Genomic DNA, 19153 nt, shown 5'->3' with positions numbered 1-19153 from the left:
TTACTCGCCGGAACCCGCGATGGCGAACAATCGACCAAAGCCGCCGGGATTCAGGTCAATACCGTTTGATCGCAACAGTTGCCACACCATGCATTGATTGCTGGTCAACACCGGAATCCCAGCACGCTCTTCAAGGCGCGAAATGACGGGAGCCGATCTGATGGCGGTGCAACTGATGAAGCATGCGTCCGCGCGCGGGCTGATGTTGTCACCTGCCCACTCGGCTATCGCATCGGGGGTAATCCGGGCCATCTCGGAATTCGTGTTGATTCCGAGGTGGGCACTTCCTTCCACCGCAAAGCCGTTGGACTCTAGGAACGATATTTCGCGCTCGTGAACCTCGCTGATGTAGGGACTTAGCAGCGTCACGCGCGTGGCACTGAGCTTTCTCAACGCCTTGATGATCGCATCTGCGGTGGTGAAGCATTTTACACTCGATGCAGCCTCCACCCGCTGGCGAATTTCGGCCGCCAAGTCCGGCGCAAACGTCGAGACCGCCGTACAGTGAAATACGATGACGTCGACGCCGGCATCGGCAAGAAGACTGGATGCCGGCTCGAGTTGCTCGACCATCCCCAGGAGCTCCGGCTTCGAGCTGCCGCGCAGCGCCAACCGGGTCACGAGCGGGGAGACACCCACCGGCAGCATGGCACGGATCTCGGGTTCTGCGATCGGGTTGCCCGACGGCATTAAAAGGCCGACCCGAAGGCGACTACCGTAGTCGATCTCTGCCATTGCCTAAGCTTCCGAAGCGATACAGGCCCGCTCGGCGGGGACGTCCGCTTCATCCGACACGTAAATTGGTGTCCTGGCACCGAACGTGATGACGATTGCTCCACCGAGCAGCAGCACGCCGGCAATCAAAAACGCACCGGAGAAGCCGCCGGTCGCCGCGACCACGTAACCCGTTGCGATCGGGGCAGCCGTTCCAAACAGATTGCCCCCCATGATGAGAAGGCTGGTAGCAACGCCGTTGTAGCGGCCGTCAGACATCAGATCGGCGGTCAGGGCAATGTTCATTGCCATTGCCGTGGCGACGCATGCGAGCGATATGCTGATGAGGGCCTCGATGAGCCAGATGGATTCGACGAATGGGCCAGCGAGGATGATCGAAGACAAAAGCAGCATCGTCGCGATCAACTTGCGCCGGTCGCTGTTGCTGGACTTGGCCCCTTTCAACAATCGATCGCTCAACCAACCCAGGCCGAGGCCAAGCAGTGCAGCCGTGCCGTATGGGATCGCGGAGAACAGACTAGACTTCAGGACATCCATGCCGCGCGATGCCACGAGATAGCTCGGCAACCAGGTCATGAACAGATAGAGTGTGTATCCGGCACACCCTTGAGTCAGGGCAAGCGACCACATCGTAGGACTGCGCAAGAGCCCTTTCAGCGCAGCGATCTGATTCAGCTTCGCGGTCGCGCCCGATGGGATCTCACCGCGGCTTTCGCGAATAAACTTGCGCTCCGCGGCGCCGAGCCAGGCCGCGTCTTCCGGCCGGCGATACAGCAGATACCACACCACGGCAATAACAAGTCCAGCCACGCCAGTGATATAGAAGGACTCGCGCCATCCGAATTCTACGATCAGCGAGCCCACCACGACGGAGCCGAAGCAAAGACCGGCATGTGCTCCGCAGTTGAGAAAGGCGGCGGCAATGCCACGCTCGCTTGCAGGCGCCCATTCGCGAATGATCTTGCCGCCCGATGGATAGCTGGCGGACTCGCCAATGCCGAGAACGAGACGCGACGCAACGAGCGAGGAATAGGTTGCCGCCAGACCGGTCCAGATCCCGGCCAGCGACCAGATGCCGAGCGTCGTGTAGGTGACCGCACGTCCCCCGAACCGGTCGGCGAGCATCCCCATGGGAATCAGGCAGAGCAGATAGGTCCACAGAAAGGCTGAAAAGATGTACCCCATGTCGATCGGCGACAGGCCGTAGCTTTCGGCCAGTGGCTTGGCGGCAACGGAAAGATTGACCCGGTCGAGGTAGTTGATGAACATCAACACGAAGAGACCGGTGTACACGAAGTATCGCTTCTTGATGCCCATCTTCCTACCCCCAATTATCGATCGCGAAAAATCTGGACGACTGGACCGTCAGTAATCAGTCAGCAGGGATCCGAAACCGGGGACCCGATCCTCGATGCCGCTCTGTCGCAGAGCGTGCCAATAGATTGCGGTGTTGATTGCAATGACGGGCTTGTCGAGCCAGAACTCGGCAATACCAGCCAGGCGAGCCATCGCGAGGTTGGTGCCGACCTGGATGATTGCCTCGATCGACGGATCATTGATCTCGTTGATAGTGTCGCGAAGCTTTTTCTCCGACACGTGGGCGTACTGCACCGGGGACGCTCCCCTCAGGCCCTTCAGAGCGACGAGCTCGAAGCCGCACTCCGTGAAGAAGCGGCGAACCTGCTCGTCGCCGGGCGGCATGTACGGCGTGATAACGCCGATCCTGCGGATGTTTCCGTACTTGGGGAGTGCGGCGCGGACGGCCTCCGCCCCCATGGTGACGGGAACGCCACAGGAGATCTCGTGCATGCGCGCAAGCAGCTTCTTGCTGCCGTCAAGCCCGTCCCAGAACGTCTCGGACGACATTCCGAGCACAAGGCGGTCGGGCTGACAGGTCATCACCACCCGCGCCGCCTCGTCCATCGTCGCGCGGATGTTGTCCATCACACGGTTGAAGTCGGCGTCGTTCCTGATCGTATCGTTTGGGATATGAAGCCGGCCATGATGATTGGTCACCCCGTAGGGGCGCATCGCGTCCATCTCGGGCTGAACAGCGGTGTTGGTGGATGGCGCAATGATGCCCAGCTTCAAACGAAAACCCAAAGAATCAGTCATTTGCGCCTCCAGCGCTGTACGCCTCGAGAAACGAATTCCGGATATCCTGCGCGGTCATGAGGTCCGCGTATTTTTGCGCCATGTCAAACAAGTTGGCGCGATGCGGGCCCTCAGCGCGGTCTCCGACGCAGTCAGCCGCAACGACGACGAGAAACCCGCTCCCCATTGCATCGACGACCGTGGCTCTGACGCATCCGGATGTCGTGGCTCCAGCCACAACCAGCGTGTCCACGTTGCGGTTCGTCAGCCAGGCGGCGAGGTCCGTGCCGGCAAAGGCTGATGGCAATCGTTTCCGCAGAACCAGCTCGCCTAACCGGGGCGCCAACTCTTTCACGACCGCCGACTGCGGATTTTCTTCCGTGAGAGAGAGAAGCGAAGGGACTTTGCGCGAGAACACATTGGCGTCGCTCGCATCGTCGGCGAACACGACCCTGGTGAAAGCGACCGGCCAACTCACCGACCTGGCGAACCCCAGCAGGCCTTGCGTTTCGGCGATCGCTTCGCGAATATTGCCGCCACCAAACGCCGCGGGGTCGGCAAAGCCGTTGACGAAATCGACGATGACGAGTGCGGGGCGATGACCCATGCCCGATCGATTGCCGAAGCCCTGACGTTGATAGATCTCTCCATCCTCGTGGATAGACGAGACTTCGTCAGCCATGCCGATTTCCTCCACTTGCGAGCGACGACGTTCGTCAAGGCGGTAGCATCGGCTGGAGGGCAATGAAAATTAAGAGTCCTTGCAACATGATAGGATCGCCCTATCATCCCGAGCCATGCGTTACACACTCGGCCAGGCGGAGGCGTTTTATTGGGTGGCGAAGCTCGGCAGCTTCAGGGCAGCTGCGGCGCAGCTCAATCTGACGCAACCGACGGTGAGCCTGCGCGTCCGAGAGCTCGAGCGAAATCTCGGTGCAGAACTTCTGGACCGCTCGCTGTATCGTCCGGTCATGACACCAGCCGGCGTCGCGATCTATGCCGATACCGAACGCATGCTGGCGATCGCCGAGCAGATCGAACGACGCTCGCGCAACAGTCTCTCGGACGAACGACTGTTCCGGATCGGCACGGCCGAGTCTTTCGCCGCGTTGATCCTGCCTGACCTCTTGGCGGCGCTGGAGGCACGGCACCCGTCCTGGCAGATCAATGTCGAGGTCGACGTCAGCACGCGGCTCGAAGCCGCGTTGCTCGAACGCACCATCGACATCGCGTTTCTCGCTCAACCACGCGTTCACGACGGAATCTCGGTCGTTCCGCTTTGGTCTGTTGATAGCGTTTGGGTGATCGGGAAGGATTGTCCGTTCAAGGGATCGCTGGCGACGCCCGACGTGCTGGTCGATGTTCCCATCTATACGACGGCCCCTCCTTCCGGGCTCTTCACAAACATGATGGCCTGGTTCGGCGCGCGAGCAGTAAAGCCCGGCAGGGTCGTCACATGCGACACCATCGCCATTCTCGCGCGCCTTGCCAGTGTGCGCGGTGGAGCAGCGCTGGTGCCCCAGGCGATGGTCTCGGCCTTCGGCAACGAACTTGGGCTGCGCATTCCGGAAGCGGATCCACCGATCCTTCCGCTCAACATCTGCGCGATGTGGTGGGACGATGCCAGCGGAATCGAATGCGCTTATATGGCCAATTTGGCTCGGCAGCTGAGTGCAGCATTGTCCGGCGACAAGCTCGGAGCTCCAAACGCGGCCGAGGCTTGATGAGAGATCGCGCTCGGCCGAGCAGGTGTCTCGGAGATCGACGCCAAGCTCCTGATGAACCATGCCATTCCCGGAGTAAACGGAGGTTACATTACGCGGCACGAGCTTCTCGAAGGTCATCTGCGCAGCCAACTGCAGGCGATCAGCAGCGCCGTATTTGCTGCGCTGGGTGCATCCATAACCCAAGAAGGTTCGTTGCAGGATTGGCTCGGAAGAGGTGGCAGCCGACGCGCAAGCCGAGGAGCCGCTTCGGCAACAGAACAAGGTGGCGGGTTGTTCAAATTGAACAATGATCAATCGGAAGCGGGACGCGTTGAAAATTCGACGCTCTATGCAGCTTCATGAATCGCTCCAATCCATCATGGGCTAGTTTGAACTAACTTAAGGAAGCGCCATCGAAGGACGTCCAAATAGCAACACGCCGTGAGACGGCGGCTACCAAGTTCGGGGGCTCGCAGGCACCGATAACGAGATTCGCTGATCGTGGCAGTCTGAAGTGGACCGATCACTTCTCTGTCTGACGGCACCCTCCCAGGATGCTATCCGCCATCCTGGACGTGGCGTCTCGCTCGGTTGCGACCGTCAAACTGTGACCGGCGTTCGCAATGCGCAGTTTTGCGGCCTCGCAGGTCCATCATGATTCCGATGGGACGACTTACATCTCGTTCGACATTTCTGATCGCCTCAAAGCGCTTCCTGTGATCCTCATGGTTTCCATGGCTGAGCTTTAGTCGGAACATATCGACGCCCGCATCGAAAAAGGATCGAATCATCGCGGGTGACGAACTAGAAGGCCCGTGTGTCGCGCCGATTTTTGTTTTCCGTGGCCGACGCAAAATCAACTCCTCCGTGTGACCAATACGGCTCTGAAGTCGTTGACGTTGGTAAGCGTGGGACCGGTCACGACAAGATCGTTCAGCGCTGCGAATACGGTGTGGGCGTCATTGTCCGCGAGCCGCGTCTTGACGTCGATGCCGGTGCGTTTCGCTCGGTGCAGCATATCGGGTGTAAGGATCGCTCCTGCATTGTTTTCGCTGCCGTCAATGCCGTCCGTATCTGCGGCGAGCGCCCAGATGCCGTTCCTGCCATCTGCGGCGATCCCCAGACTTAGAAGAAACTCCGCATTGCGGCCTCCCCTGCCGTTGCCGCGCACAGTTACGGTGGTTTCACCACCGGAGATGAGCACACAAGGGATTTCAAGCGGCTGCCCCCAATCTCCGCACTGCCGCGCGATGCCGGCATGAACGATGCCGACGTCGCGGGCCTCGCCCTCGATCGCGTTGCCCAAGATCATGGTCGCCAATCCGGCATCACGCGCGACTTTGGCCGCAGCTTCCAGGGACTTCTGCGGTGTTGCCACAAGAATATTGACCACATTTGCAAGGCGCGGATCGCCCAGCGTCGGCGTATCTGACGCCCCATCATTCAAATGCACGGCAACGGTAGCCGGAATCTCAATGCCATATTTTGCCAATACGGCCAGCGCGTCAGAACGCGTGGAGGCGTCTGGCACAGTGGGACCGGACGCAATAACGGAGAGATCGTCGCCCGGCACATCGGAAATCGCGAGTGTGACCACTTGCGCGGGTGCGGCGGCAACCGCGAGACGTCCGCCTTTGATGATGGACAAGTGCTTTCGCACCGCGTTCATTTCGGCGATATGAGCGCCGCATTTCAGCAAGGCACGGTTGACGGCCTGCTTGTCGGCCAGAGTGATGCCGTCCGGCGGCAAGGCCAGCAGCGCCGAGGCGCCTCCCGAAATCAGAACCAACACAAGATCGTCCGCTGTCAGCCCGGAAACCTTGTCGAGGATCCGGCGCGCCGCATTCGATCCCGCCTCATCCGGAACGGGATGCGATGCCTCGACCACCTCAATATGCCGGCACGGCACGCCGTGACCGTAGCGGGTCACCACCAAGCCTTCGATCGGTCCGTTCCAATGCGCCTCCACAGCCGCCGCCATCGAAGCCGCCGCCTTGCCAGCGCCGACAACGACTGTGCGGCCCTTCGGCCGCGGCGGCAGATACGCCGGTACGCACAGGGTGGGCGCCGCCGCGTTCACCGCCGCTTGAAACATGTCGAGCAACAGACGACGATAATCGATACTCATGGCTTGCGTCCGATCGGATTCACGCGCTTCCGATTTCGTGGTTTGCCATCATCTCCAACGCCCGCACCATCGCAGAATGGTCCCAGGCCTTGCCACCATGCGCCGCGCAAGAATTGAAGAGCTGCTGCGTCATGGCGGTATTCGGCAACGACAGCCCGAGCGCCCGTGCACCTTCCAGCGCGAGGTTAAGGTCCTTCTGATGCAGTTCGATACGGAAGCCGGGCTCGAAATTTCGTTTCACCATACGTTCACCGTGGACTTCGAGAATTCTCGAAGAAGCGAAGCCGCCCATGAGAGCCTGCCGCACCAGCGCCGGATCGGCACCGGCCTTCGATGCAAATAGCAGCGCTTCTCCAACCGCCGCGATGGTCAAGGCCACGATGATCTGGTTGGCGACCTTGGTGGTCTGGCCGTCGCCATTCCCGCCGACGAGGGTGATGTTCTTGCCCATCTTTTCGAACAGCGGCTTCATGGCATTGAACGCCTTTTCCGGACCTCCGACCATGATGGTCAGCGACGCCGCCTTGGCGCCGACCTCACCACCTGAAACCGGCGCATCGAGATAATCGGCGTCACGGGCGTTGATCTTCTTTGCAAATTCCTTGGTGGCCAGCGGCGAGATCGAGCTCATGTCGACGACGATCTTGCCCTTGGAGATGCCAGCGGCGACACCGTCCTTGCTGAAGAGAACGGCTTCCACATGCGGCGTATCAGGCACCATGATGATGACGGCATCCGCCTTCTCCGCGACCTCCTTACTCGACTTGCAGGCGACGCCGCCGGCCGCGATCAGCTCGGGCGCGACGGGTGCGACGTCATGCAGGAGAACGCGATGGCCTGCCGCCAGGAGATGGCTGGCCATCGGCCGTCCCATGGTGCCAAGTCCGATGAAGCCGATATCGATCATGTCTTGATGTCCTCAGGTCTCGAATGTCTGCGCCGCGTGCCAGGACAGGCCTTCCAGAGTCGTGGTGCGCGGCTTGTATTCGCAGCCGATCCAGCCGCGATAGCCGATCGCGTCGAGGTGGCGGAACAGGAAGGGATAGTTGATCTCGCCGGTGCCGGGCTCGTGCCGGCCGGGATTGTCGGCGAGCTGGATGTGGGCGATCTGGGGGAGATATTCCTGCATGGTGCGGGCAAGATCGCCCTCCATGATCTGCATGTGATAGATGTCGTACTGGATGAACAGATTGTTCGACCGGACCTCGGAGATCAGCTGCACCGCCTGCTCGGTGCCGTTGAGGAAGAAGCCGGGAATGTCGAGGGTATTGATCGGCTCGACCAGCAGCTTGATGTTCTCGCGCGCCAGCGTCGAGGCGGCAAAACGCAGGTTTCCGACGAGGGTCTCGTTGAGCTCGCGCGGATCAGCATCGACAGGCGCAATGCCGACCAGGCAGTTGAGCTGCTCGCAATCGAGTGCCTTGGCATAGTCGATGGCGCGGAACACGCCATCGCGGAATTCGGCGACGCGATCGGGCATGATCGCGATGCCGCGCTCGCCCGCCGCCCAATTGCCGGCGGGCAGATTGTGCAGCACTTGAGTCAGACCGTGGGCCTCTAACTGCTCGCGCAGCAGCGCCTTGTCGAAATCATAGGGGAAGAGATATTCGACCCCGCTAAAGCCCGCCGCTTTCGCCGCGGCAAAGCGGTCTGGAAACGGCATCTCGTTGAAGAGCATGGTGACGTTGGCGGCGAATTTCGGCATGATGCTGTCCCCTATTCCGCCGGCTGAAGCACGCCGGGCCGCGCGGTCCCGACCTCGTCGAGGGGTAAGTCCAGCACCTCCTCGAACTCGACGATGTTGTCGATCTCGGTGCCCATCGCAATGTTGGTGACGCGCTCGAGAATGAACTCGACCACCACGGGCACGCGGTGTTTCGCCATCAATTCGCGCGCGGTCGCAAATGCCGCCTGCGAGTCCTTTGGATCCGTGACGCGGATCGCCTTGCAGCCGAGGCCTTCGGCGACCGCGACGTGGTCGACACCGTAACCGCCGAGCTCGGGCGCGTTGATGTTCTCAAACGAGAGCTGGACGTGATAGTCCATGTCAAAGCCGCGCTGGGCCTGGCGGATCAGGCCGAGATAGGAATTGTTCACGACGACATGGATATAGGGCAGTTTGAATTGCGCACCGACCGCGAGCTCCTCGATCAGGAACTGGAAATCGTAATCGCCTGAAAGTGCGACGATCTCCCTGTTCGGATCGGCGGCACGGACGCCAAGGGCCGCCGGCAGCGTCCAGCCGAGAGGGCCGGCCTGTCCGGCATTGATCCAGTTGCGCGACTGATAGACACCAAGGAACTGGGCGCCGGCGATCTGCGACAACCCGATCACGCTGACGTAACAGGTATCGCGCCCGAACGCCTTGCTCATCTCCTCGTAGACGCGTTGCGGCTTGATCGGCACATTGTCGAAATGGCTCTTGCGCAGCATCGAACGCTTGCGATCCTGGCACGCCGCGGGCCAGGCTTGGCGCTGCTTCAGCTTGCCGGACTTCTGCCGTTCCTTCGCCACCGCGACGAATAATTCCAGTGCGGCCTTGGCGTCGGAGACGATGCCGAAATCGGGATTGAAGACCCGGCCGATCTGGGTCGGCTCGATATCGACATGGACGAATTTGCGGCCCTTGGTGTAGGTCTCGATCGAGCCGGTGTGCCGGTTGGCCCAGCGGTTGCCTATGCCGAGCACAAAGTCGGATTCCAGCATCGTCGCATTGCCGTAGCGGTGGCTGGTCTGCAATCCGACCATTCCGGCCATCAGCACGTGGTCGTCGGGAATGGCGCCCCATCCCATCAGCGTCGGTATCACGGGAATATTGACGATCTCAGCGAACGCCACCAGCAGATCGGAGGCATCGGCATTGATGACGCCGCCGCCCGCGACGATCAACGGGCGCTCGGCGGCATCGAGCATGTCGAGCGCCTTCTCGATCTGCTTGCGCGTTGCCGCGGGTTTATAGACCGCCAACGGCTCATAGGTTTCGTCGTCGAATTCGATCTCCGCCAGTTGCACGTCGAGCGGCAGATCGATCAGCACCGGACCGGGACGCCCCGAGCGCATGACGTGAAACGCTTGGCTGAACACGCGCGGCACCAACGCCGGTTCGCGTACCGTCACCGCCCACTTCGTCACGGGCTTGGCGATCGACTCGATATCGACGGCCTGAAAGTCTTCCTTGTAAAGCCGCGTCCGCGGCGCCTGGCCGGTGATGCAGAGGATCGGAATCGAATCCGCGATCGCCGAGTAAAGCCCGGTGATCATGTCGGTGCCGGCCGGGCCCGATGTGCCGATGCAAACGCCGATATTGCCTGCGCAGGCGCGGGTATAGCCCTCTGCCATGTGCGAGGCACCTTCGACGTGGCGTGCCAGAATGTGGTTGATCGAACCGCGTCTCTTCAGGGCCGAATACAACGGATTGATTGCGGCGCCCGGAACACCGAATGCGCAAATAACGCCTTCCTTTTCTAGGATACGCACGGCAGCGTCGATTGCACGCATCTTTGCCACGGGCTTTCTCCTTCGCTAGCTTGAATTTTCTTGACCTCATATGCTGTGACGGAAAGGAAGCACCTTGCGAATGGCATTCGCCCGATATCAGTTATTCCGATTTGGAAACCGGTGACCGAAAACGCCGCAAGCGGCTCCCATCGACATCCCACCAGTTGCCTTGAAAACGGGGGCTCAAATAGTGGATGAAGGCAGTCACCTTTTGCGGCACAAGCTTTGGAGAAGGAAAGACTGCGTGCAACTCTTGGTCGGGTAAGACGTATTCTTCCAGGACACGAACGATCTCACCCGATTTGAGCGCTAGTGACGCCACGTAGTGTGGTAAAATTGCGATTCCCAGATGGAGCTGAACCGCAGATAACAGCGTGGAAAGATTATTTGAACGGAGGCGTCCATTGACGACGATGGCGTGGTTTTCTCCCTCGCGTGAACGAAGCTGCCAAACGGCATCCCCCTGGACGCTCGAGTAAACAACACAATCGTGATCAGCCAGATCCTCGGGCGTCTTCGGAGCGCTGTGCGCCGCAAGATAATCCGACGAGGCGACCATCACCCACGGATTTGAACCAAGGTATCTTCCCCCCAGGGTCGAGTCAGCGAGTCGCCCCATGCGAAGGGCAACATCGAGGCCGCGAGACACCAGATCGACATAGGCGTCCTCACAAGTTAGGTCGATCTTGAGGTGCGGATGCTCGCGCATAAAATCTATCAACATAGGCGCTACGATACGGCGACCAAATGCCACCGAGGTCGAAATTCGTAGAGCGCCAACCAGACCCTCGTTGCGGCGACCAACAAGGGCATCCGCATCGTCGACTTCTTTCAGAATGAGCTTGCAACGATCGTAATACAGAGCGCCAGCCTCGGTCAGGCTCACACCTCGGGTGTTGCGATTGAGAAGCCTTACGCGGAGATGACTTTCCAAGGATACAATATGTTTCGTTGCAGTTGATTGGGAAAGCACAAGGTCGTCAGCCGCCTTGGAAAAGCTCCCGAGCTCCACAACTCGCGTGAACGTCCGAATGCTTGCAATGTGATCCAAGGTGACTACCAGACCATTCTGAAAGTGCGCAAAAAACCCGAACAGTTAGAGACTAGACATACGAACTCGTCCGCGCGCGAGGCATGCGATGATTACGAATGGCAAAAGCCCGGGGCCGCGGGGAACAATCCTGTCATCTTCCTCCACGTTAGCGCGCATCTTCGCGGATCCCACATAGCTGGGCCCCACAAGAACAACATCGGTGAGTTCTTAGCTCTCAATGAATCCAACGATATCGCTTACGAAGTATCAGACGTTATTTCCTTGGTGAGTAGACGCGTCCGATCTCCCATGCCCGTGAAGCTTGGTGCATACACTCGGTTGCCTTGGGCTCTCAGGAGATCTTCAACCCGTTTCCAGCACCAAATCCCGCGCCAAGAGCCGTGAACCACCACAAAGTACGTTGGGATGCTGCACGCCCGGCGACAGGCGCCAGCACGCCAAGTGCGGCCGAAGTTGAAACGCTAAGAAGCTCACGCCGTGTGGTTTCCCTGTGGTGCAAGTGATCGGTGTTTACTGCCCGGCTGACAGCCGTTTTTTAGCGACCATCTTTGTGAGGCCGATTGCCGCGACCTTTCTATGAAAGATATTGCTCATATACAGTTGATATGTCAATTGTCGTCTGATATGTCAGCTTCATCTGCCTGACATTTCAGGCGACCGGCGTCAAAAATCTTAAGAAAAACATCGCGCCGGCCGGAATTGACCAAGGGGAGAAACACATGACCAGTTTAGAGTCGGCCGGCCCTATTTTGACTTCCGCCGCCGGTACACGCACGGCCCGAGCTTCACAGGTGGCCGACGTCGCAGCCCGTCTCGATCGGCTTCCGCTTACGTCGTATCAAAGAGGCATCTTTGCCGTCATTGCTACGGCATGGTTCTTTGACAGTATGGATCTTGCAGCATTGACCTTTGTTTTGGGGTCTATCCGTCAGACGTTTCAACTGTCCACCGCTGAGACGGGACTGCTGTCGAGCATGAGTTTCCTGGGAATGTTTCTGGGCGCGGCTTCGGCCGGTCTCCTGGCGGATCGCTTTGGTCGCGCCCGCGTGTTTCAGGTCAGCATGGTCTTTTGGGGACTGGGAAGTCTTCTTTGCGGCCTGTCTACGACGGCCACCATGTTTGGCGCGTCCCGGCTGCTCCTGGGCTTTGGCATGGGGATGGAGTTCCCTGTGGCGCAGTCGATGGTATCCGAGATAATGCCGGCAGCGAACCGTGGTCGCTACATTGCATTTCTCGAGGGCTTCTGGCCCCTCGGCTTCATCGCATCGGGATTGCTAACCTACGCCGTGCTAACGGTCGCCGACTGGCGTTGGATTTTCATTTTGCAAGCAATCCCTGCTGTTTTCGTACTCGTCGTCAGGCGATACGTGCCGGAATCGCCCCGATGGCTCGCATCACATGGGCATGTGGAGCGAGCGGAGTCAGTTATCCGCAGCATTGAGAAAAAGGTAGCTGAACGTCTCGGCGGCCAACAGTTGCCTCCCGTAACTCCTCAGGCGATCCAGGTTTCGGACGTCGCGGGAATCCGCTCTTTGTTTTCGGGCGTGTATGCGAAACGGACTGCGATGCTGTGGATGCTCTGGTTCTTCGCGCTTCTTGGCTTCTATGGCTTGACAACCTGGCTTGGCGCTTTGCTGCAGGCCAAGGGCTTTCCAGTTACCAAATCGGTTTTCTACACCATCATGATTTCTTTGGCTGGCATTCCGGGGTTCCTGTGCTCGGCGTGGCTTGTAGAAGCTTGGGGGCGCAAGGCAACCTTGGCGCTCAATCTGCTAGCCGGTGCCACCGCATGCTATTTTTACGGGGCGGCAACGGACCAGACGCAGTTGATCGTCGCAGGCCTCTTTATGCAGTTCTTCTTGTTCGGCATGTGGTCAGCGCTCTATGCCTACACGCCAGAGCTTTATCCAACGCAAATACGAGCCACTGGAACCGGCTTTGCATCCGCTATCGGACGAATCGGATCTCTCATCGGCCCCTACATTATAGGCGTGATCTTGCCAACGACAGGCCAGGTCGGCGTATTCGCGTTGGGCGCTGGTGCGTTCGTGCTGGCGGCATTAGCAGTATTGGTGCTTGGAGAGGAAACACGTGGTCGAACCCTTGAGAGCATCTCACACTGAATCAACGGCAGCTAGAAGGTGGCCCAAACGGCCGCCTTTGCGCTGCCTTGATCGGTTGGTGACAGATTAGAAATGCAAGAACAAGCGCCATTTGGTGCCCCCCGGGCCTTGATGTCGTCCAATATTTTGTGACATATCTAATGAGTACAGGTGATCTTTCCTTTGCGGCGCAGGGCGTTTTATGGCCAGAAGCAGAAATAGCTCAACCAAAGCGCGATCGTCGGGACTTAAGGGTGGATCACCTAAGCGCCTCCAAACTTCAGCACAGCGATCCCCAACACTTGTCAAGCGTAGAGTAGCAACCAATCTAGCCGATGACGTGACGCTAACAGACAGGGCCTACGCGCAGATCGAGGAATTGATCGTCACGCTGCAGTTGCCCCCTGGGACCGTGCTGTCTGAACTTGTGCTTGCAGCACGCCTTGCAATTGGTCGCACTCCGATCCGCGAGGCCTTACAACGGTTGTCACGCGATGGACTTATAAATATTTTGCCACGCCGTGGCGTACTCGTCTCTGACATTGACCTTCGAGCGCAATTGAGACTGTTGGAAGTTCGCCGTGAACTCGAGCGGCTGATGGCCCGTGGAGCCGCCGAACGTGCAACTACAGAGGAACGTAAGCAATTTAGCGAGATTGCTAGCGGGATGCGTGACGCAGCAACCGAGGCTGACGATATTTCGTTCATGAGACTAGATCAGCAATTCAATACTCTTGTTTCCGCGGCGGCCCGGAACGAATTTGCCACTCGGTCCATGGGCCTCATGCACGGACTGTCACGTCGATTTTGGTATCAGCACTATAAGGAAGCCGCGGACCTTCCGCTGGCCGCTCGACTGCACGCGGAAGTCGCAGAGGCCATCGCCTCACACGATGCTGACAAAGCGGGCGCCGCATCGGACAAGCTGGTGGGATATATCGAGAGCTTCGCGCGCTCGACACTTTAGGCCGTGTCGCGGCAATCAAAACTCGATCACTGTCCTAATAGACTTTCCATTGCGAAGCAGATCGAATCCCTCATTGATTTCATCGAGCGAGATCCGGCGCGTAATCAATTCGTCGAGTTTGAGTCGGCCATTCAGGTATGCATTCGCCAGCAGCGGAAAATCTCGCCTAGGTCGGGTGCCCCCATAGCTTGAGCGGCGCAATCGCTTCTCTCCCATCAACGACCCCCACCGAAAATTGACATCTTTTGTGACGTCGATCTTTCCAAGCCATATCACCTGGCCGCCAGGACGCACTGCCTCAGTTGTTTGCCGAAAGGCGACGGGATGCCCCGCCGATTCCAAAACAACATCGGCACCCCGCCCTTGCGAGGCGTTTCGGGCCACTTGAACAGGGTCATCATGGCCGGCGTTTACGCATTGCGTCGCCCCAAGTTTCTCTGCCAGAGACAATTTCACATCGTCAATATCGACCGCGATGATGTGACCGGCGCCGGCCATGACTGCCCCCTGGATTGCAGCAAGACCCACCGCGCCGCATCCGATCACCATCACGGTATCGCCATATTGGATGTTCGCAACATTTAGCGCAGCGCCTACCCCAGTCATGACCCCACAACCGATCAGGCAAGAACGGTCGTAGGCGATATCCTTCGAGACAACGATCGCTTGTTGGGCAGGCACGACGCAGTATTCAGCGAATGCTCCGAGAAACATCAGGTGAGTGAGCTGGCCGCCGGTTGCGAGTTTCGCTTTTGACTGCCCATCAAAATGCAAACCTTTGGGGCCCTCTCCAAGATAACTCTCACAAAGAATCGGCTGCTCTCTATCGCAATAGAAGCAATGACCACAGTGTGGATTCCACGACAGGACAACGTGATCGCCGACGTGCACGCCGCTCACCGCGCTACCAACCTCTTCAACCACACCAGAGGCCTCATGTCCCAAGATCATCGGCAAGGGATAGCGCAAGGATCCATCGATCACTTCAAGGTCAGTGTGGCAGAGACCGGCAGCGCGAATCTTGACAACGACATCGTTGGGACCAGGCGATCGCATAGACACGCGTTCAATAACAAGTGGCGCGCCGGATTGATGCAGCACAGCAGCGCGATAGGCTTGGGTCATGGAATTAAATGCTTTCGAACCGCGGAGCGATGGCTGCGCAAGTCGTTTGGATGAAAACCTAGGCGGCACGGTCTCGACGCAACATTTCGATCGCGTCATCCAGATCAGCCGTCTTCAGCTCCCATTCGTTGTCGAAATTGGCGACGACGCGCTCCATAAATGCTTGATGCAACTGCTTCGCTGCGGCAGCATCTTTCAAGTGGTCGTAGAGTAGCGCGAAGGCGAGCTGCGCCGGCTCGGGCCCTTCGTAGCTCCACTCGAAGCCATGATCGGTCAGCCGCAACTGGTCGTAATATGGCGGAAGCGGCTGTCCGTCGACCTGAACTGAAATTCCGTCGATGGTTCTATCCCCGACATACGTTTTCATAGCTATCTCCCAGAGTTTGTATGGCTCGAGTCTCAGACTGGAAGCCTCGTTTATGAAGGCGGCCTCCGAGTTTTGAGATCCTTCTTTATGACCTCTGGGAATACCCACATGGCAATGGTTGCAAATATGCCTAGGAAAGCAACGGCGTAGCTAGGACCTTCCTGTCCGTGATGAAGCATGAATGCGTAACCGCAGGCCGCTGTGGAGAGACAAGCCAAGGACAGCATGAATTTCACAAGGTTAGGCATGGTAAGCTCCAGTCGGGTAGATATTCTCAAGCAAGCATGGTCACGAGAGAAGCGACCTGATTGAAGTCGCTCCAACGAATGCGAGAAGCCCCAATGCCGAGATAATGAGGCAACTGGAGCCCAAAAGGCCTAAATCATCGTCGCGCCATCTTCGAGGAAGGGCTTGGAAAAGTTCCGGGACGAACAGGAACAATATGCCAGAGACAACCACGATAGTCGTCCAGCGGAGTTCCACGTAGGCGAACATCCCCGTGCCGGTTAGAAGGGTCAACCAGAGCGCAGTATTGCCAAGGACGAGTGCAGTCGAGGCTGCGGGCTCGTCCCTGTGACGCTCGCGAATGGGATACATCCCTGCAAGCTGAAAGAAAGACAGGCAGCAGATGCTCCAGAGTAAGGCAAACCAGCAGACCGCCAAGGGATTGGGTTCGATCTGATTCATTAAGCGCCTCAGTTCTCTTGTAGCTAGTTGGTCGATGGGTTGCGACCGCCTGACTGACTGCTGGGTCTATTCGGCTGGTACCGCGCTCTGCGACACGCGCGGAGTCCGTGAAGTCTTGCGCATGTCCGTCTTGACATACCTGGTGCTGTAGCCGTTGAAGAGATGACCGAGCAGACCGCGGTCGAGATCGGACGTTCCGAGCAAATAATCCATGACGGGAAACGTGAGATTCATGTTGCGCTCCATCATGATCGATTGGTTGTGATGCGCCGTATGATGCCGCCGGATAGTATTGACGAAGGGCATATTACGCACAAACGAGTTTTCCTCCACATGACAGCAAAAGTGCATGAATTCGTAGATCAGATACATCGAGGTAGTAGTGCTAATTAATAACCAGCCGACATTTGGGGAAACCACATAGCCAGCCGCAATCGCTGGTGGGATCGACATCAAAGTGAAGACCACTAGAGCGTAAGGTGGGAAAAATGTTACTCGCCAATCGTGATGATCAGCAAACCGCATTTCTTCCTCGGTAAAGAATTGATGGTGCATCAGAGTGTGACGGCTATAGACCGCACGCAGTAGAGGCACATTCGAGGGGCGATGCATCACGTAGCGGTGAACCGCCCATTCAAAAAAGTTCGCCACCAAAAACACGAGGGGAATGGTGAGATATTCCCACCATAGCACATCGCCAATATTCGCGGTGTAGACGTAAAGGGCTGTGAAGCCGATTGTGTATATCAGCACGACATGGAGCCATCCATTGTACCAGCCCGCGACGCGCTCTCGATAAATCTGTCGATATTTGCGTTGGCGCTCAGCCATTGGTGTTGCGACTAACTCCATGACATCTCTCCCTATGAGCCTCAATTGCCTTTTGCTCGACTATCTGACATATCAGTACCACATCAGATGGATGGATGCAAGGATCTATGGAAAAGACGAGAACCAATCGAATTGACGTCCGCTCCAAAAGGCGCGCCAGTTCCGGCGTTTCCCAACGTAAATAGCGGGCCGGCGGAGTTGGGCGCAACGCACGACATAGTCTGTGGACTGCTTGCGCAACTGTGGCAATTCCGCGCTTCGTCCGTTGGGTTCGGTTCGTAACCCAGAGAATTAACGGGGTTGCGTTCGCGGGCGCCGTATTGAATTTCGCGATACTTAGGATGGCAGGCAAGCTATCTGACCGAACGCCGCTCCCATTCGGCAACGATGGAAGAGTTGTTTGCGCTGCAGCACTTTCTAAAAGACGCTGTCCAACTGATCCTGATCAATCGTGTGCCAGTCTGGCGCTTTGACAACGGTGTTCATGAAAACCCTAGGACAAGATCGTGAAAGCCTAGCAAATGGCTTTGGATCAAATTGCATCCCGCAGAGCGGGTGGTATTGGTCCGCCGGTCGCCCAGTCGATTAGCTCCACGGTGTGGACGATCGGGACTTTGCAATTCAGATCTGAAAATCCCATTCCGATTTGTGTTGTACAGCCGATATTCCCAGTAGCCACAACATCAGGTTTCGTTTTTAAGATGTTACCTACCTTACGTACTCGTAAGCGTCCCGCGATTTCTGGCTGCAAAATATTGTAGACTCCCGCTGATCCGCAGCAGATGTGTCCCTCTGGAACATCCATAACTTCGTATCCTGCCCGACGAAGGATTCGCTTGGGTTCGTCGCCTAGTTTCTGGCCGTGCTGCATTGAACAAGCTGAATGATACGTCACTTTGAGATTGCGTTTTTGCTGCCAGCGAAGATCAAGCTTTTCCAGATATTCTGTAATATCCATGGCGAGATCAGATATTCGGGCCGCCTTATCTGCATAAGCCGGATCATCCCGGAACATGAACCCGTAATCCTTGATGGTTGTTCCGCAACCTGAAGCCGTCACGATGATCGCGTCGAGCCCTTTATCAGCCTCGGCGATCCAAGCGTCGATATTACGCGCGGCGAAGGCGTGGCTCGATGCGGTACGTCCCATATGATGAACCAAAGCTCCACAACAGCCCTCGCCTTTTGGTAGAACGACTTCTATTCCATGACGGGTTAATAGGCGAATTGTGGATTCGTTGATTGCCGGATCGAGCACGGGTTGAGCACAGCCGCTCAGCAGCGCCACTCGGCCTTTGGGCCAGCCTTCACATTTAAATACCCTGGGGCCAGACATGGTCGAGCGGCTGGGAATAGTCGCCGGAGCGAGATCGAGCATTGCTCCAAGCATTGCTCCAATGCCAGGGATGCCTGCCAATAAAGGCCGGAGCGGCTTAACTAATTTCGCCACCAGGATGGCTAGACGAAAACGATTGGAATAAGGCATCACAGTTGAGAGCAGAAGACGAATGGTCTGGTCGCTGAAACTCCGAGTATAGGTAGTTTCAATATGTGCGCGAGCATGATCGATCAAGTGCATGTAGTGGACGCCGGATGGGCAGGTCGTCATGCAGGCCAAGCAGGAGAGGCAGCGGTCGACGTGCTTCACGACCTCGGGGGTCGCCGCCTTGCTATTCTCTAGCATGTCTTTGATTAGGTAGATTCGACCACGCGGTGAGTCCAACTCATCGCCGAGCAGGAGGTAGGTCGGGCAAGTTGCGGTACAAAACCCACAGTGGACGCAGGTACGCACGATCTGTGCCGAGTCGCGGAGTTGCGGGTCGGATGCAAGCTGTTCTGCGCTGAAGTTCGTCTGCATC

General features: G+C 57.8%; 19 protein-coding genes. 4 read left to right on the top strand and 15 right to left on the bottom strand.

Annotated elements, in window-relative coordinates; translation table 11 throughout:
* From OC450_RS05665 to OC450_RS05650, 4 genes are read right to left on the bottom strand one after another with little or no spacing between them, the layout of a single operon-like run.
* Complete coding sequence (locus tag OC450_RS05665) at window positions 1-735, bottom strand: aspartate/glutamate racemase family protein (RefSeq protein WP_262047410.1); 735 nt, start codon at window positions 733-735, stop codon at window positions 1-3.
* A 3-nt stretch (window positions 736-738) separates the two neighbouring features.
* Entirely contained in the window at window positions 739-2052 is a 1314-nt protein-coding gene (locus tag OC450_RS05660) for an MFS transporter (protein ID WP_262047409.1), read from the bottom strand.
* Window positions 2053-2100: 48 nt separating this feature from the next.
* On the bottom strand, window positions 2101-2826 hold the full coding sequence (locus OC450_RS05655) for an Asp/Glu racemase (RefSeq protein WP_262047408.1): 726 nt from the start codon (window positions 2824-2826) through the stop codon (window positions 2101-2103).
* Between the two features lie 16 nt (window positions 2827-2842).
* Entirely contained in the window at window positions 2843-3511 is a 669-nt protein-coding gene (locus tag OC450_RS05650) for an isochorismatase family protein (RefSeq protein WP_262047407.1), read from the bottom strand.
* Between the two features lie 115 nt (window positions 3512-3626).
* Here OC450_RS05650 and OC450_RS05645 point away from each other — a divergent pair, with 115 nt between their 5' ends.
* Together OC450_RS05645 and OC450_RS05640 are read left to right on the top strand one after the other, a co-directional pair.
* On the top strand, window positions 3627-4553 hold the full coding sequence (locus OC450_RS05645) for a LysR family transcriptional regulator (RefSeq protein ID WP_262047406.1): 927 nt from the start codon (window positions 3627-3629) through the stop codon (window positions 4551-4553).
* A 54-nt stretch (window positions 4554-4607) separates the two neighbouring features.
* Window positions 4608-4898 carry a hypothetical protein gene (locus OC450_RS05640; RefSeq protein ID WP_410050500.1) on the top strand — a complete coding sequence of 97 codons (291 nt, stop codon included), beginning with the start codon at window positions 4608-4610 and terminating at the stop codon, window positions 4896-4898.
* Between the two features lie 194 nt (window positions 4899-5092).
* On the opposite strand, the gene OC450_RS05635 is transcribed toward OC450_RS05640, so the two are convergent.
* The 7 genes from OC450_RS05635 to OC450_RS34390 form a co-directional block, all read right to left on the bottom strand.
* Complete coding sequence (locus tag OC450_RS05635; RefSeq protein ID WP_262047405.1) at window positions 5093-5389, bottom strand: pyruvate kinase; 297 nt, start codon at window positions 5387-5389, stop codon at window positions 5093-5095.
* A gap of 2 nt (window positions 5390-5391) precedes the next feature.
* A complete protein-coding gene (locus OC450_RS05630) occupies window positions 5392-6663 on the bottom strand; it encodes a glycerate kinase (protein ID WP_262047404.1) in 1272 nt (423 codons plus the stop codon).
* A gap of 19 nt (window positions 6664-6682) precedes the next feature.
* On the bottom strand, window positions 6683-7570 hold the full coding sequence (locus OC450_RS05625) for a 2-hydroxy-3-oxopropionate reductase (RefSeq protein ID WP_262047403.1): 888 nt from the start codon (window positions 7568-7570) through the stop codon (window positions 6683-6685).
* A gap of 12 nt (window positions 7571-7582) precedes the next feature.
* On the bottom strand, window positions 7583-8368 hold the full coding sequence (gene hyi / locus OC450_RS05620; protein WP_262047402.1) for a hydroxypyruvate isomerase: 786 nt from the start codon (window positions 8366-8368) through the stop codon (window positions 7583-7585).
* Window positions 8369-8379: 11 nt separating this feature from the next.
* Window positions 8380-10170, bottom strand: a complete 1791-nt coding sequence (gene gcl, locus OC450_RS05615) for a glyoxylate carboligase (RefSeq protein WP_262047401.1) — start codon at window positions 10168-10170, stop codon at window positions 8380-8382.
* Between the two features lie 91 nt (window positions 10171-10261).
* Window positions 10262-11212 (bottom strand): LysR family transcriptional regulator, encoded by a 951-nt coding sequence (locus OC450_RS05610; RefSeq protein ID WP_262047400.1) that lies wholly within the window; start codon window positions 11210-11212, stop codon window positions 10262-10264.
* Window positions 11213-11451: 239 nt separating this feature from the next.
* On the bottom strand, window positions 11452-11604 hold the full coding sequence (locus tag OC450_RS34390; RefSeq protein WP_410050499.1) for an alpha/beta fold hydrolase: 153 nt from the start codon (window positions 11602-11604) through the stop codon (window positions 11452-11454).
* 330 nt (window positions 11605-11934) lie between these two features.
* Between OC450_RS34390 and OC450_RS05605 the strand changes: the two genes are divergently transcribed.
* Both OC450_RS05605 and OC450_RS05600 read left to right on the top strand, forming a co-directional pair.
* Window positions 11935-13338: an MFS transporter gene (locus OC450_RS05605; protein ID WP_262047399.1), complete on the top strand. Its 1404-nt coding sequence runs from the start codon at window positions 11935-11937 to the stop codon at window positions 13336-13338.
* A 319-nt stretch (window positions 13339-13657) separates the two neighbouring features.
* Window positions 13658-14284: a GntR family transcriptional regulator gene (locus OC450_RS05600; protein WP_410050498.1), complete on the top strand. Its 627-nt coding sequence runs from the start codon at window positions 13658-13660 to the stop codon at window positions 14282-14284.
* A 15-nt stretch (window positions 14285-14299) separates the two neighbouring features.
* Here the strand turns inward: OC450_RS05600 and OC450_RS05595 are convergent, their stop codons facing one another.
* From OC450_RS05595 to glcF, 4 genes are all read right to left on the bottom strand, one after another.
* On the bottom strand, window positions 14300-15409 hold the full coding sequence (locus tag OC450_RS05595; RefSeq protein WP_262047397.1) for a Zn-dependent alcohol dehydrogenase: 1110 nt from the start codon (window positions 15407-15409) through the stop codon (window positions 14300-14302).
* Between the two features lie 58 nt (window positions 15410-15467).
* Window positions 15468-15776 (bottom strand): DUF4376 domain-containing protein, encoded by a 309-nt coding sequence (locus tag OC450_RS05590; protein WP_262047396.1) that lies wholly within the window; start codon window positions 15774-15776, stop codon window positions 15468-15470.
* Between the two features lie 753 nt (window positions 15777-16529).
* Window positions 16530-17315, bottom strand: a complete 786-nt coding sequence (locus OC450_RS05585) for a sterol desaturase family protein (protein WP_262047395.1) — start codon at window positions 17313-17315, stop codon at window positions 16530-16532.
* A 511-nt stretch (window positions 17316-17826) separates the two neighbouring features.
* The gene (gene glcF, locus OC450_RS05580; protein WP_262047394.1) at window positions 17827-19152 is read right to left on the bottom strand and encodes a glycolate oxidase subunit GlcF; all 1326 of its coding nucleotides are present in this window, start codon (window positions 19150-19152) and stop codon (window positions 17827-17829) included.
* Window position 19153: the final 1 nt, after the last annotated feature.

It is taken from the genome of Bradyrhizobium sp. Bra78 (assembly GCF_024519855.1).
GTDB classification, from domain to species: domain Bacteria; phylum Pseudomonadota; class Alphaproteobacteria; order Rhizobiales; family Xanthobacteraceae; genus Bradyrhizobium; species Bradyrhizobium japonicum_G.
The sequence above is the reverse complement of the archived record's forward strand: the minus strand, read 5'-3'. Positions and strand labels throughout refer to the sequence as shown.

Excerpts from the sequence above, each read along its gene's own strand:
- OC450_RS05665 (WP_262047410.1), bottom strand. The coding sequence starts at position 735 with ATGGCAGAGATCGACTACGGTAGTCGCCTTCGGGTCGGCCTTTTAATG.
- OC450_RS05660 (WP_262047409.1), bottom strand. The coding sequence starts at position 2,052 with ATGGGCATCAAGAAGCGATACTTCGTGTACACCGGTCTCTTCGTGTTG.
- OC450_RS05650 (WP_262047407.1), bottom strand. The coding sequence starts at position 3,511 with ATGGCTGACGAAGTCTCGTCTATCCACGAGGATGGAGAGATCTATCAA.
- OC450_RS05645 (WP_262047406.1), top strand. The coding sequence starts at position 3,627 with ATGCGTTACACACTCGGCCAGGCGGAGGCGTTTTATTGGGTGGCGAAG.
- OC450_RS05640 (WP_410050500.1), top strand. The coding sequence starts at position 4,608 with ATGAACCATGCCATTCCCGGAGTAAACGGAGGTTACATTACGCGGCAC.
- OC450_RS05630 (WP_262047404.1), bottom strand. The coding sequence starts at position 6,663 with ATGAGTATCGATTATCGTCGTCTGTTGCTCGACATGTTTCAAGCGGCG.
- OC450_RS05625 (WP_262047403.1), bottom strand. The coding sequence starts at position 7,570 with ATGATCGATATCGGCTTCATCGGACTTGGCACCATGGGACGGCCGATG.
- hyi (WP_262047402.1), bottom strand. The coding sequence starts at position 8,368 with ATGCCGAAATTCGCCGCCAACGTCACCATGCTCTTCAACGAGATGCCG.
- OC450_RS05605 (WP_262047399.1), top strand. The coding sequence starts at position 11,935 with ATGACCAGTTTAGAGTCGGCCGGCCCTATTTTGACTTCCGCCGCCGGT.
- OC450_RS05595 (WP_262047397.1), bottom strand. The coding sequence starts at position 15,409 with ATGACCCAAGCCTATCGCGCTGCTGTGCTGCATCAATCCGGCGCGCCA.
- OC450_RS05590 (WP_262047396.1), bottom strand. The coding sequence starts at position 15,776 with ATGAAAACGTATGTCGGGGATAGAACCATCGACGGAATTTCAGTTCAG.
- OC450_RS05585 (WP_262047395.1), bottom strand. The coding sequence starts at position 17,315 with ATGGAGTTAGTCGCAACACCAATGGCTGAGCGCCAACGCAAATATCGA.
- glcF (WP_262047394.1), bottom strand. The coding sequence starts at position 19,152 with ATGCAGACGAACTTCAGCGCAGAACAGCTTGCATCCGACCCGCAACTC.